11 protein-coding genes are annotated in these 14,036 nt (G+C 59.9%); 4 read left to right on the top strand and 7 right to left on the bottom strand.

What is annotated here, in order from left to right:
• Positions 1-129: 129 nt before the first annotated feature.
• Positions 130-1,308 (bottom strand): App1 family protein, encoded by a 1,179-nt coding sequence (locus CDA63_RS10960; RefSeq protein ID WP_088464498.1) that lies wholly within the window; start codon positions 1,306-1,308, stop codon positions 130-132.
• A gap of 145 nt (positions 1,309-1,453) precedes the next feature.
• Entirely contained in the window at positions 1,454-2,263 is an 810-nt protein-coding gene (locus CDA63_RS10955; RefSeq protein ID WP_088464497.1) for a M48 family metalloprotease, read from the bottom strand.
• 306 nt (positions 2,264-2,569) lie between these two features.
• Here CDA63_RS10955 and CDA63_RS10950 point away from each other — a divergent pair, with 306 nt between their 5' ends.
• Positions 2,570-3,688, top strand: a complete 1,119-nt coding sequence (locus tag CDA63_RS10950; protein WP_088464496.1) for a DNA topoisomerase IB — start codon at positions 2,570-2,572, stop codon at positions 3,686-3,688.
• A 113-nt stretch (positions 3,689-3,801) separates the two neighbouring features.
• Here the strand turns inward: CDA63_RS10950 and CDA63_RS10945 are convergent, their stop codons facing one another.
• A complete protein-coding gene (locus CDA63_RS10945; protein ID WP_088464495.1) occupies positions 3,802-5,397 on the bottom strand; it encodes a hypothetical protein in 1,596 nt (531 codons plus the stop codon).
• 159 nt (positions 5,398-5,556) lie between these two features.
• On the opposite strand from CDA63_RS10945, the gene CDA63_RS10940 reads away from it, so the two are divergent.
• A complete protein-coding gene (locus CDA63_RS10940; protein ID WP_126546820.1) occupies positions 5,557-7,164 on the top strand; it encodes a hypothetical protein in 1,608 nt (535 codons plus the stop codon).
• 49 nt (positions 7,165-7,213) lie between these two features.
• On the opposite strand, the gene CDA63_RS10935 is transcribed toward CDA63_RS10940, so the two are convergent.
• The gene (locus CDA63_RS10935; RefSeq protein ID WP_126546819.1) at positions 7,214-7,633 is read right to left on the bottom strand and encodes a hypothetical protein; all 420 of its coding nucleotides are present in this window, start codon (positions 7,631-7,633) and stop codon (positions 7,214-7,216) included.
• Between the two features lie 178 nt (positions 7,634-7,811).
• On the opposite strand from CDA63_RS10935, the gene CDA63_RS10930 reads away from it, so the two are divergent.
• Positions 7,812-8,246, top strand: coding sequence for a hypothetical protein (locus CDA63_RS10930; protein WP_088464492.1), 435 nt, complete (start codon positions 7,812-7,814; stop codon positions 8,244-8,246).
• Between the two features lie 84 nt (positions 8,247-8,330).
• Here CDA63_RS10930 and CDA63_RS10925 read toward each other — a convergent pair whose 3' ends face one another.
• The 3 genes from CDA63_RS10925 to CDA63_RS10915 form a co-directional block, all read right to left on the bottom strand.
• Complete coding sequence (locus CDA63_RS10925; RefSeq protein WP_088464491.1) at positions 8,331-9,827, bottom strand: exonuclease domain-containing protein; 1,497 nt, start codon at positions 9,825-9,827, stop codon at positions 8,331-8,333.
• A gap of 237 nt (positions 9,828-10,064) precedes the next feature.
• A complete protein-coding gene (locus tag CDA63_RS10920) occupies positions 10,065-10,532 on the bottom strand; it encodes a ferritin-like domain-containing protein (RefSeq protein ID WP_088464490.1) in 468 nt (155 codons plus the stop codon).
• A gap of 125 nt (positions 10,533-10,657) precedes the next feature.
• Positions 10,658-11,845 (bottom strand): AI-2E family transporter, encoded by a 1,188-nt coding sequence (locus CDA63_RS10915; RefSeq protein WP_088464489.1) that lies wholly within the window; start codon positions 11,843-11,845, stop codon positions 10,658-10,660.
• A gap of 195 nt (positions 11,846-12,040) precedes the next feature.
• Here CDA63_RS10915 and CDA63_RS10910 point away from each other — a divergent pair, with 195 nt between their 5' ends.
• Positions 12,041-13,951 (top strand): DNA topoisomerase IV subunit B, encoded by a 1,911-nt coding sequence (locus CDA63_RS10910; protein ID WP_088464488.1) that lies wholly within the window; start codon positions 12,041-12,043, stop codon positions 13,949-13,951.
• Positions 13,952-14,036: the final 85 nt, after the last annotated feature.

Raw genomic sequence — 14,036 nt, 5'->3', positions numbered from 1 at the left:
AGCGCTGGCAGGACGCGGAAAGGCTGCAGCCGATCAAACAGGCTGCGGTTGTGAGTTGAAAGCATCAACGCCTGCTCGTTCTATATCAGAGCGAGCAGGCGTTAATGCTTTCTGGCCTCCATAATATGCCTATGCCATAACCGGCTGGCCGCTTCCCTGTCCGTCCAGGCCGTCGGCGGCTTCGTCCTTCTGCTTGTCGGCCTCCACGGCCGGAATGGCTTGCTGGTAGATGAGGCCGGTGGCGGCGGCGTGCTCAGCGGCCTGCACCGTGTCCTGCACCAGCAGCATTTCCACTTTTTCGCCCCGCAACTCCTCGCGCACCTGCTCCACCAGGGCCGCGCGGTCGGGCCGGTTTACGTCGCGGATGTAGATGGCCAGGATGCGGCCGGGGTGGCGGCGCACCACTTCGCGGTAAATGTTAGCGTCTTCCTGGCCCGAGTCGCCGATGAGCACGAAGGGTAGGCGGGGGTAGGTGAGCAGCAGGTTCTCGATTTCGCGCAGCTTGTGGGCGTGGTGCCCGGTGGCCGCCCCGGGCTCCTGGGGCATCTTGAGGGCTAGGTCGCGCAACAGCAGCGGGCCAGGCGGCACATCGTTGAGGTCAAGGAAGTCCTCCAGCAAATCGTAGAGGTTCCAAGGCGAGCTGCTGACGTAAAAGAACGGGTTGTTGCGCTTGCCATTGCGGCCGAGCTGGAGCTGGCGGTAGAACTCGGCCACGCCCTTAAAGGGCAGCCGCGAACGGGCATTACGCAGCAGTACGGTGCGGGCCATTTGCAGCAAATCGGTGGCCGACGTCTGGATAACGGTGTCATCGAGGTCGGAAATAATGCCGTACTCGGCGTCGGGCGGCGGAATAAGGACCAGGGCGCGGGTGCTCAGGCCGGGCGGGGTAGGGAAGGGCGCGGGGGTGCGGTGCAGCAACACCTCGACCGGATGCCAGAGAAAATCAATCGGCTCGGGCAGGGCTTGCGGGGCCAGGTTGAGGGTGAAGTAGCCTTCCTCGTCCGACAAAATGGGGTGCTCGGACCCATCGGCGGGCCGCACGCTGAGCTGGGCCCCGGCAATTTCGTTGCTGTCGAAGCGGCGGTACATGTTCAGCAGGTTATGCCAGCGCGAGTCGGATGGGTCGGCCTCACCTATGCCCTTGTCGGTGAGCACCCGGCCCTTCACGTAGAGGCGCTCGGGGGTGCCGTAGCTGCGGTAAGGCACGAGCTGGATCGGGTGCAGCAGCCCGAGGCGGGCGCGGGTGCGAATCAGGGCTTGGTCGGCGCCTTCGGCCCAGCCGCTGAGTTTATCGAGAAAGGAAGCCATGGGGCAAAGAAAGTAGTTTATGGGCAAGCTGCCTCCACCGCGGTTTTTCCGGCAGAGCAGCGTAGCAGGAGTGCAGTGCGCCATCAGCCACAAAAAAGCTCCCGGCAAGTTGCCGGGAGCCTGGAAAGCAAGCAAAGAAGTGGCGCTAGAGCGCGCTTCTGAGCTGGTTGAAGTCGTCGGAGCCGGCCGTGCGGCTGCGGCAGTTCAGCTGGTCGGCCTTGGCCTGGATGTTCTGAATGCGGGAGCCGGGGTCGGGGTGGGTGCTCAGAAATTCGGGCTGCCGCTGCTGCCCTTCGCTCTGGGCCTTGATGAAGAAGCCGGCCGCCCCGTCGCAGGCGTAGTAGTTGGAGGCGTTGAGGTATTCCACCGAGTAGGCATCGGCCTCCGTTTCGTAGTCGCGGCTGAACTTGAGCTGGCCTAGGCCACTGGCCACGTCGACCAGCGTGTTCTGGTTGTTGCCCAAAATCAGGCTCAGCAGCACACCGATGCCATACTGCTGCTGAAGCTGCCGGGACGTATGGCGGCGGTCGGCGTGGGCAATTTCGTGCCCCAGCACCCCGGCCAGCTGCGTTTCGTTGTCGAGGTACTTAATCAGGCCCGAGTACACATATATGTGGCCGCCGGGCGTGGCAAAGGCGTTCTGGGTCTGGTCGTCTTTGATGATTTTTACGTCCCAGGGAAACTCGTTGCGATACTGGATTTTGCCCGAGTTGAGTACCCGCAGCACAATGCGGTTGAGGGCCGCGTAGGCCTGGGGGTTGCTGCCAGCCTCCAGCAGCTGGCCTTTGGCGCGGAAGGTGGAATCGGTTTGGGCAACTACTTTCTGGCCCAGAGCCTTATCGTCTTCAATGGAAAACAACAGAACGCCGTCGCCGTCTTTAGAGCAGGAAGCGGCGCCACCCAGGGTTAGGGCAAGGCCCGCTAGCAAGCCGGTTTTTTGCAGATTGAATCGCATAAAAAGCGAGAAATTGAAGGATGAAACAAAGGGGAACTGCCCGGGCCCTAGAAAAAACGGTGCCAGAGCTGGCGGCCTGCTAACGCCCGCCTCGTCCGCCGTGTTGTCTTCGTCAGCCCATAAAACCCATCCGGGCGACGTATCGGGCGCATAATCAGCCATAAAAAATATGCGGCTGCGCTTTGCCACGGTATTGCCAGCCGGTAGCAGCAGGGGCGGTAATCGGGGCCACCTTCCACTGGGTTTCTGCGTAGAGGAAAACCCGCCTGCCCATTTCGGTTGGCTGGTTATCCCACGCTCCTTGATATGGTTACTACCGCCACTCCCCGTTCTAAAACCAAGAAAAAGCGCCTGCAGCCCCTGCCCGAGGCCCACGAGTTGTACAAAGACCCCGCCCGCCAGGCCGAGCTAGCCGGCCTGCGCTACCTCACCGACGCCAAGCCTGGTCTGACCCGCGAAACCACCCGGGCCGGTAAGGTTCGCTACCGCACTACCAAAGACGAATTGCTCACGGACGAGAAAACGCTGGCCCGCATCGCGGGCTTCGTGATTCCGCCGGCCTGGACCGACGTTTGGATCTCGCCCTCGCCCAACACCCACCTCCAGGTGACGGGCCGCGACGCCAAGGGCCGCAAGCAATACCTCTATCACCCCGCCTGGGACCAGGCCCGGGCCCTGACTAAGTTCAGCCGCCTGCGGGCGTTCGGCGAGCAACTGGCCGAATTGCGCGCGCAGATGCACAAAGACATGGCCCGCCCGCAGCTCGACAAAACCAAAGTGGTGGCCCTGGTGCTCACGCTCATGGACCAGTCGTTTATCCGGGTTGGTAACCGCGAGTACGCCAAAAAAAACAAAACCTACGGCCTGACTACCCTCCGCGACAAGCATGTGCAAGTGAGTGGGGCCGATGTTCGTTTCAGCTTTGTGGGCAAGAAAAGCGTGCCCCACGACCTGACCATCCATGACCGGAAACTGGCCCGGATGGTGCAGAAGTGCAAGGAAATTCCGGGCCAGCACCTGTTCCAGTACTACGCCCCCGACGGCCACCGCCAGGAGCTGGAATCGGGCGACGTGAACGACTATCTGCACACCGTAACCGGCATGAAACTTTCGGCCAAGGACTTCCGCACTTGGGGCGGCACCGTGAAAATGGTAGAGGCCCTGGAACGGATTCTGGATGAAGAGCCGGAGTTTCCGCGCCCTAAAACCCTGAAGCGGGCCATCAAGGACGTGGCCGAGAACCTAGGCAACACGCCCAGCGTGTGCTCTAAATACTATATCCATCCCCAGGTTATCGAGCTCTTCAACTCCAACCAGCTTCTCGATTACCTACGCCGCCACGACGCCGACCCCAAACAAAACGACCTACTCACGCCTACGGAGCACATGGTGCTGGAAATGCTGGGCGAGTTGGAAGCAAAGTAAAGAAACCAGCTTGTCATCCTGACGCAGGAAGGACCTGCTTAAGAAGCTGATCCATATATCAGCTTCTTAAGCAGGTCCTTCCTGCGTCAGGATGACAAGCCTAACTTCACCTTCTACCTCCCCGAACCATCCCGGTCAAAAGCGTGGGAGAGGACGTTGTGGGCGGTTTTGTTCTTGGTTTCCGGGCCGGGGTGGAGCTCGTTGTTGCGAGCCGTGTCGAAGAAGCGGGTGCGTTTGCGCAGGCCGGCCACGCGCGAGGAGTCGCGTACCACGTCTTCCTGGGGGCCGCCGTAGATGTCGATGAATGGCGAGCGGCGCACCCGGCCTGATACCACGAACTCGTCTTTGCCTTTCAGGCCGTGCAGGCGCACCGTTTTGGTTTCGGTGGGGTTGAAGCTGCGGCGGTAGAGCAGGCGGCCGTTCTGGCCGGCGGGCACGCCCTTGGTCGCGTACATCGAAACCACGGTGGCCGTGTCGTTGAGGCGCTCGACTACGAACCGTTCGTCGTCGTCGGTGCCGGCTACCAACACGTCTTCGGCTTCGAGGCGGTAGAACGTTTCGGCGGCCTCGGGTAGCTTGGCGCGGCGGGCCTGCAGGCTAGCTATCATCCGTGGGCCCTCGTAGGCATACACCTCAGGGGGTAAGCCCTGGCGTACGGCCTGCTCAATTACGGCGTCGGTTAGGCGTTGCTGCAGGTCGTGGGCGGTGGCCAGATACGTAGCGCGGGGCACAGCGGCCAGGGCGCGGGCATCGATGAATGAGGCGTTGCGGGTGTAGCCCTCGATGCTCTGGTACTCGGGCCCGAACGTGCGGAACTTGGCCACGGCCTTGCTAACCACCCAGGAGGCCAGCCCATCGTCAAAGCGAAAAAAAACCTGGTCCCGGTCCTGGGGAACGGGTTTCCAAAGCAGCCGGCCCGCGGGTTGGGCGTAGCCGGCCCAGCTCCACTGGCCCTCGTGCCGGTCCCAGTCGCCAAGCCAGATGTCGAGCAGGCGGGCCCGCACGAAGGCTGCCCCGTCGAGTTCGTAGCGCTGGTCGTCGTAGCGTTCGGGTAGCACATCGTCGGTTTCTTCGAGCTGCTTGGCCCCGGCTACGGGGCCGCTGATATTTTGCTTGCCTTCGAACTTGCGCTCCACTAGTACCACTTTACCCTGAAATTGCTCGGAGGCGGGGCCCAGCCCGGTTTCATCGGCCCGCACGTAGTAGGGGCGGGGGCTGGTGTGGGGTACTCCGGCGGCCTCAGCCAGCGGGGGCACCACGAAGGCGCCGTAAGGCATGGCGGCGGCGGTGGCGTCGCGCACTACCGTCATCACGAAGCTGCGCCGCAAAACCTTAGGCAGGGTTTTTTCAGGATTTTTATCAATGGTGCGTACCGCGTAGCTGCGGCCTGCCGAGTCCACCATCGTCATGCTCACCGTTTGGAAGCCACCGCCCATTTTCTCGAAGCGCAGGCCACCCGGAACCAGGCGGTCGGGCCGTAGCACGGGCAGTTGCAGCGGCTGGGCCCAGGCCCGGCGGTAATGCGCGCCCAGTAGCAAGCGGCCCAGCGGGCCACGCTGGTAGTGGCGGCCAGCCGTTACCCGCGCGCTATCGGCGTTGGCAGGCAGCACGGTGGTATAGTCCAGGCGGGCGTCGGGCTGGAAAAACGACTTTCGACTGCACGCCGTGATGGACAGCAACAGTAGGGGTAGGGCGTAGCGAGGGTTCATTCAGGGCAGTAAAGCGCGGGATTATTTCCTTCAACGCAAGTTTACCGGAAAAGTGAATGCCAGCGGGCATAACCGTAGGGGCTGGCTTTGCGGTATAAGGGAAGCGGAGTCGGTTGAAGCCGGCTCCGCTTCCCTTATACCGCGAAACCCCGCGCTTCCGTGTCTTTCTCTCCTTCCGCGCCCTTCCTGATGCTGGGCCTGTGCAGCGGCCTGCTGCTGGTGGCCTGTTCCGCCCCCGCCCAACAAACGCCCCCGTCTACTACCGTCCGCCCCGTTATCGGCCCCGATTCGACCGTGGTGGTGGCGGCTGGCCCGCAGTACGACCGGGGGAGCTTGCACCGTTTTTTCTGGGGCACTCACTACCGGGCCCTCTGGGATTTACCGGTGAAAGTGCCTGTTTTTAACCTGCGTACCGCCGTGCCCGGCGGCCTGACGCCCATGAAGGAGGGCGGCTCGTTCCAGACCAAAAACCTGCGCCTCGTCGACCGTAACGGGATACAGTACGTGCTGCGCTCGGTGGACAAGGACGCCACCCGGGCCCTGCCCGAAGAATTGCGCGATGGGGCCATTGGGCGAATCATGAAGGACCAAACCAGCGTTATCCACCCCTACGGCGCCTATATCGCGGCTCCGTTGGCTGAGGCCGCTGGTCTTTTCCATACCAACCCGCGCCTCGTGTACGTGGCCGACGACCCCGCCTTGGGCGAGTTTCGCGAGGAGTTCGGCTACGCGCTCTACCTGTTTGAGGAACGGCCCGACGGCGACCAGAGCACGGTGGCCAGCTTCGGCCGCTCGGCCGATGTGGAAAGCTCGCGCAAGGCCTTCTCGAATCTGGTGGCCAGCTCCCAGTATCAGGTGGATGCCCGCCAGTACCTGCGCAACCGCCTTTTCGATATGTGGCTCGGCGACTGGAGCCGGCGCGAAGACCAGTGGCGCTGGGCCAGTTTCCCGGCAGCCGGCGGCGGCACCACCTACCGCGCTATTCCGCGCGACCGGGACCATGCTTTTTTCAAGTTCGATGATGGCTTGCTTACCCACATCATCGGTTGGGTGAAATCCAACTACCAAAGCTTCCACGAGAAAATCCGCCTTGCCGACGTGGAGGGCCTCAACCGCGCCGCCCGCCCGATGGATAAGTCGTTGCTGCCCTACCTGACCCGCACCGATTTCCAGCAGGTGGCCGACTCCCTACGCGGGGCCCTCTCAGACGAGGTAATAGCCCGGGCCCTGGCTACTTGGCCGCCCGAAGTCCAGCAGATCAGTCAGGCTGAATTCACGCGCAAGCTCCGCGCCCGCCGCGACCAGCTACCCGCCGTGGCCGACAGGTTCTACGAGCTGCTCAACCGCGACGTGGAGCTACCCGGCACCGACGAAGCCGAGCGGTTCGTGGTGGAGGCCACCGGTCCCGATGCCGTGCGGGTGCAGTTATTCCGGCTCACGTCCGAGGGCGCTACCATGCTGCACGAGCGCACCTTTAAAGCGGCCGAAACCCGATCCATCAAGCTGTTTGGGCTAGGCGGCAACGACTCGTTTGAATTGCGCGGCGAGCCCACCAGCCGTATTCAAATGGGGGTGTACGACGGCGAAGGCCAGGACCTGATCGAGGCTACCCCGGCCCCCGAAAAGAGCCCATCCAGCCGCCTTACCATCTACGACAGCGGCGACGGTAACACGTTACGGGTGGGCAAATTCAAAACCGAAGCATATCAGCCCAAAGCCGAGGAATTCGACGCGGCCGGCTGGCTGCTGCGCCACCGGCTGTATTAGCCGTGTTGGTTGCCGGTGTGTTTCGCCCTTGCCACTATTCAGTGGCGCCTTATGGTTGCTCCTGCAACCAAGCCATAGCCGCGCCCTCGTCGCCGAAAAGGCTAATCTGGTAATCCTGCTCAATATCGGAAACAGTCTGCGCCAGCGCGGCTAGGGGCGTGGCGGGGCTGGTGCTTGGCCGCCAGGTAGTGGCCACCAAACAGGCCAAATGGATGGGTAAATTGTGGATGGCCGGCTTGAGGGCGGGTAAGTACTCCTGGGCCAGCCAGTCTACCATCTGGGCATCTGGCTCGGCCCGTCGGCGCGAGTCTACCAGCCACCGGCCGGCTTGGTGGTCGGCGGCAACCTGACAGGCTTCGAGGTAGCCTTGCTGCAGCTCCGTTTGGGATACTTCCCGCAGCCAGCGCACTATCAATAAAGCCAGATCGGAGCGAAACGTGATGGAAATGTAAGGTGTGTCAGTAGACATGGAGCGGTGAAGAGCCGAAACAAGTTGCTCCGGGGGGCAAACATACGGCCTGCCGAGCCGGCAGTTGCCAGAATCAGGTACAAATTGATAAGTCCCCCTTTTTAAGGGCGGCTCCGGACGCAGGGTAATGCAAATGCTTCCGGCAGAGTCCTATATTTGACTTCGTTTTCGCCGCCCGATGCAAACCTTCCTTTCCCCCGACTACCTGAGCCTGGCTTACCGCTCCGACCTCAATTTTTTGGTCGGCCGCTGGTTAAGGCCCGTTTCGGGGGATGAAACCCGCCAGGGCTACGCCTTAATTCTGCAGGCAGCCCAGCAGTGTGCCTGCCCTTACTGGCTACTCGATGGCCGCCGCCGCCCACCAGCCGACGCAGAAACCACCCGCTGGGGCTTGGAAGAGTTTTTTCCTAGCCTGAATGCCACTTTTGGCCAGCTTGTGTTCATGAGCCAGCTGCTTTCCCCCGATTACCAGGCCCTGACCGACGCTCAGCCCGCTTTCCAAGTGGCAGAGCAGAGTCCGGCCCGCACTTACCAAATGCGCCGTTTCAACGACGAAAATCAGGCTGTGCGTTGGTTGCAACAGCAGCAAACGGTGCCAGCCGCTGGCAAGTAAGCGGGGAGAGGGACATATGTACTGGCAGCCGCCAAGCTTGTCATATCCTCTAAGCCCCATCTGAGTTTGTATAAAATCAGTCCTCTACTTAAACACCTTTACCTTGTCTTTGTGCTTGGTTCGCAGGTACTGACGAATAATCTGCTGCACGTCCTTGTTATCGTGGTAGCGCGTAACGGCGTCGCGGAAATCCTCGAAGCGGCGGGCCGAGAAGGTTTCATCTACGTAGCCGAAGCCTAGGTAACGGCCGTTTTCTACCACCACGAGGCTCTTTTCATCGGCCCGGTGGCCCGTCCCGATAATAACAAACGAGCCGTGCTCATAGGTAAACGACTCAATGGCGGCTTCTACCCGTTGGTTGTACGCTTCGGGTGGCTCCTGGCCCACGCAGGCTCCCTGGCAGCGGTGTACCTGGTAATCGAAGCAGGGGCCGGTGGTTTTGTACAGGTCGCAGAGCTTCTGGCAGAGGTTGAATTTGGCGACTTTATGAAACAGAAAGCCCTTGGCCTTGAACTGGTTGGCCAGCGCGATGAGCGGGTGCGACTCGGCATGGTCGTCGGCCCGGCCGTAGTAGAGGTGCTTGTAGCCGTCGTCGTCAGTCCGCAGAAAGATACCCGCCGGAAACACCGACCGCCGCTGCTGGCGGTTGTAAAGTGGCTTGAGGCGCTTGATTTCGTGCGACTCAAAGAGCAGTGCCACCAGCTCGGAGCCAGTCAACTCCCAGGTGATTTCTGAAATCGAACTTTTGAACTCAATGCTCTTGCGCGACTTATAATCGACGGCAAAATGCTGCTGAATACGCTTGTAAATATTGATGCTCTTGCCCACGTAAATCACTTCCCCGGCCTGGTTATGGAAGTAATACACGCCCGCCTCCTGGGGCAGGGCCGCCACGTGCTCGGGCGTAATGTTGGGCGGCAGCAGCGCCGTTTTAATGGCCTCCTGCACGGCTTTTATCTTGCGCGGCGAGGGCTGCTTGCCCCCGGTAGCCGCCACCGGCTTGCGGCCCGCCGGAGCCTGGGCATCTACCACGGCCAGCGCGTCGGCCGGGCTCAGGCCAGCAGCTGCGGCCGGAGTTTCCTGCTCCTGGCTGATGTTTAATAGCCGCCCGAACAGAATGGCCGTGGCCGCCGCGTCGCCGGCGGCGCGGTGCCGCCCGTTCAGCGGGATACCGATATTCTGGCAAAGCTTGCCCAGGCTGTAGCTGGGCTGCCCCGGCATCAGCGAGCGGCTCAGGCGCACCGTACACAGCGTTTTGCGCGAGTAGTTGTAGCCCAGGTCGCCAAACTCCTTCTTCAGAAACGAGTAGTCGAAGCGCACGTTATGGGCCACGAATACGCAGCCCTCGGTCATCTCCACCACTTTGCGGGCTACCTCGTGGAAGCGCGGGGCCTCACGCACCATATCGTCGGTGATGCCCGTGAGCTGGGTAATAAAGAAGGGGATAGCCCGGCCCGGATTAATCAGCGAACTAAACTCATCCACCACTTTCTCGCCATCATGAATATAGATGGCAATTTCGGTGATGCGGTCCTGCGCGGGCTGGCCCCCGGTGGTTTCAAGGTCGATGATGGCGTACAAATGCTTTTTTGAGCTGTTAGCTACTAGCTGTTGGCTGATAGCTTTTGTTCTGAGAATACCCGCTAGGGCTAAATCAACTAAGCAGATTGGTAACAAAGATACCCGCCCGGATGGTTGCACCGATTTTCAACCTCAAATTTCCCAGCCATCCTAGCCAAAAAAAGGAGCCTACCAACTGGTAGGCTCCTTTCAAAAAAGATAAAAGTTATCAGCAAAAGGCTAATAGCTCAGAAAAGCTTAGCGGCCCTTCTGGCCGGTAATCCAGTTTTTGGTTGACAGAATTTCGCCGTGCTGCTTCTCAATAACGCTGCGGGCTTCGGTGGGCAGTTCATTCGACTTCAGGGCCGTTTCGTAGCTGCTCAGGGCCGTGGAGTCGCCCGTTTCGCACTCGCCCAGAATGGCCGAATCGTCCTGGCCCGTAATGGCCGACTTGATGTTGATCCAGCCCCGGTGAACAGCGGCAGCAGCATCGGTGAGGGCGCCTTCCACAGTGCCTTCCTGCTCGGGGTTGATGCCGAACTGCTGGGCGTGCGTGCTCAACTCGGAAGCGAATTGGGCCCGCTGCTGGCTGAACTGGCTCAGCTTGGCTTTCAGGTCAGGGTTGGCAACGCCCTCGGCGGCCTCCTGGTAGCCTTTAGCGGCCGTTTTATTGATTTCTACGAGGTCGTTGTAAGCGCGGGCGGTTTCGCCAGTGATAAGTGCCATGAGAAGATGTTTTAAGGTAAAAAGAAGGCTGCCGCAGTGGGCAGCAGCTCTGTCCTTATACCGCTGGGTGCCCCGGTCGGGTTGCGTGTAAAATTGAGGTCAGTTCCGGCGGCTTGCGGCGCTTGTTATTCCTCGGAACGGCCCAGCATTCGGTTCCAGAGCCGGTGCAGGCCTCCCGGCTGGTCGCCTTCTGACTTGGTCGAATCGTCGCCATCGGCCGTGTCGCCGAGCAAGAAGCCCCAGGGCTCGGTCGTTTTGTTGGCGTCGAGCACCACTTTGATTACGGCCATCAGCGGAATGCTCAGAATCATGCCGGGTGTTCCCCACAGCTCGTTGCCCAGAATCAGGGCCAGAATGGCGGCCAGCGGGTTGATGCTCACCTGCGAGCCCGTAATCATGGGTGTAATGAAGTTGCCTTCCAGAAACTGCACGATCACAAATACGCCTACCACCAAAGCTGCTTGCACCGGCGAGCCGGTTTCAACCAGCGTAACAATGGCTGGCACAGTGGCCCCGATCAGGATGCCGATATAAGGAATAACGGCCAGCACCGAGGCGAAAATGGCGAAGAAGATGGCAAACTTCACCCCCAGCACCAACAGCCCGATGCCGTTGAGAATAGACACGATGACAATTACCTTCAACAAACCCGAAATGTAGGCCTGCACGACGGTCTGGATGTTATCTACAGTATGCAGAACGGTTGTGCGCTTGTCGGGGGCCACGAAGCGGAACATGAACTGGCGCAAATGGTCGCGGTAAAGCAGCAGACAGAAAATGTAAATCAGCACCTGCGCCAGATTGCTTAGAACCGCCGTAGTGGTGAGCAGGGTCGTGCCCAGGTAAGAGCCGCCCGACTTCTTAACGGCCTTGAGCGTGGCATCCTTTAGGTCATCAACGCTCATGGGCGTGTAGCCGAATTTAAGCTGCGCCCACTCCTGGCCGTCACGGAAAAACTCTAATAGCTTGGTTTGCAGCTTGGGCAACTCACTCTGAAACTGGGTGAGCTGGGAGCCGAAAGCCACGATAATACCGGCGAACACGGCCAACAGCAGCAGCAGACACAGGATGATGGCCAGAATGCGCGGCACACGGCGGTTTTCCAGCCACCGGCAGATGGGTAGTAGCAGCAGCGTGAACAGCGCCGAAAACAGCAGCGGCAGCAAAATGGCGTCGAGCTTGTGCAGGGTGTAAACCAGCAGCACGGCCCCCAGCATGAAGAGGGAAAACTGGATGAAGGACGTCTGCCGGACTTCGGGCGTGGGCTTATGGCCGGTGGGGGGCAGGTGATGTTGAGCGGCAGGAGTAATCATTTTGCTAATATGGTTGGGAGATGTTGAGTCGAAAAAAGAATTGTAAGCGGCGTCCTGCAGCGTTTGTCGGAACGAACGACAATGGAGTTAGGTTGAAAAAAAGGAATTTGCTAACTTTACTAGCGAAATAAGCTCGCGGAAAAGGACAGTTTTCTGCGTTATTTTACCTTCTCCTTTGATTCGCGCATTCTCCTGATGGCTGAAGAACAGATATCCGTTGCCACCCACGGCTACACCGAAGACAGCATCCGCTCCCTCGACTGGCGTGAGCACATCCGGCTCCGGCCCGGCATGTACATCGGCAAGCTCGGCGACGGCTCGGCTTACGACGACGGCATCTATGTGCTGGTAAAGGAAGTTATCGATAACTCCATCGACGAGCACGTAATGGGCCACGGCCGCACCATCGAAATCAAGATTTCGGAGGATAAGGTGCAGGTGCGCGACTACGGCCGGGGTATTCCGTTGGGCAAAGTGGTGGACGTAGTAAGCAAGATTAACACGGGCGGCAAGTACGACAGCAAAGTCTTTCAGAAGTCTGTGGGCTTAAACGGGGTGGGCACCAAAGCGGTTAACGCGCTCAGCAATTACTTTCTGGTGCAGAGCGTGCGCGACGGGCTGATGAAGTCGGCCGAGTTCTCGCAGGGTATGCTCACGAGTGATGCCAAGCCTCAGAAAACCAGCCAGCGCAACGGCACCCTCATGGTGTTCCAGCCCGACGATTCGATTTTCAAGAACTATAAATTTTACCCCGAATACCTCGAAAATCAGATCTGGAACTACGTTTACCTCAATGCCGGCCTAACCATCCACTTCAACGGCCAGAAGTACTACTCCGAGCACGGCCTGCTCGACCTGCTCTCCCGCAAGGCCGACCCCGAGACCCTGCGCTACCCCATTATCCACCTCAAGGGCGAGGATATCGAACTAGCCCTCACCCACGGCAACGACTACGGCGAAGAATACTACAGCTTCGTGAACGGGCAGTATACCACCCAGGGCGGCACCCATCTGGCGGCCTTTCGCGAGGCCATCGTGAAAACGCTACGTGAGTTCTATAAGAAGGATTACGATGCCTCCGACGTGCGGGCCTCAGTTATAGCCGCCATTTCGGTGCGGGTACAGGAGCCCGTATTCGAGAGCCAGACCAAAACCAAGCTGGGCTCCATGAACATGGGCCCCGACGGCCCTACGGTACGCGGCTTTATCCTCGATTTCATTAAGGAGCACCTCGACAATTACTTGCATAAGAACCCGGGTATTGCGGAGGCGCTTAAAAAGCGCATCGAGCAAAGCGAGCGGGAGCGTAAGGACATGGCCGGGGTGAAGAAACTGGCCAACCAGCGGGCCAAAAAGGCCAACCTGCACAACCGCAAGCTCCGCGACTGCCGATTCCACCTCGGCGACGGTAAGCACGAAGAGGAGGCCCAAACGACCCTGTTCATCACCGAGGGCGACTCGGCCTCCGGCTCCATCACCAAGAGTCGCAACGTGCAGACGGAGGCCGTGTTCAGTTTGCGCGGTAAGCCGCTGAACTGCTTCGGGCTGAAGAAGAAAATCGTGTACGAAAACGAGGAGCTCAACCTGCTCCAGCACGCGCTCAACATCGAGGAGGGAATCGAAAACCTGCGCTACAACCGCGTGGTAATTGCCACCGATGCCGACGTGGATGGCATGCACATCCGGTTGCTGCTGCTCACCTTCTTTTTGCAGTTCTTCCCCGATTTGGTGCGCAACGGCCACGTGTACATTCTGGAAACGCCGCTGTTTCGGGTACGCAACAAGAAAACGACCATTTACTGCTATAACGAAGGCGAGAAGCAGGCCGCCATGCGCCAGCTCGGCCGCAACCCCGAAGTCACGCGCTTCAAGGGCCTGGGTGAAATCAGCCCCGATGAGTTCGGCAAATTCATCGGCGAAAACATCAAGCTCGAACCCGTCATTCTGCAGGCCGAACGCTCGGTGCAGCAGATTTTAACCTATTACATGGGCAAGAACACGCCCGCACGCCAGGAATTCATTATTGACAACCTGCGCCTGGAAAAAGACCTGATTACCTCCGATGTGCTGCCCGTAGCCGAGGTGCCGGAAGAGGATTTGGCGTAGGCCAAACAGAATGCAAATTTCCTCTGAAGCGGCGGTTGCCCGCGCCGGAGAGTGGTACAAGAACAAATAACCGTGGCCTGGAGCC

It is taken from the genome of Hymenobacter amundsenii (genome assembly GCF_002204745.1).
In the GTDB taxonomy this organism is placed as follows: Bacteria; Bacteroidota; Bacteroidia; order Cytophagales; family Hymenobacteraceae; genus Hymenobacter; species Hymenobacter amundsenii.
Note: the sequence above shows the minus strand (reverse complement) of the source record. Positions and strands in the feature narration are given on the sequence as shown.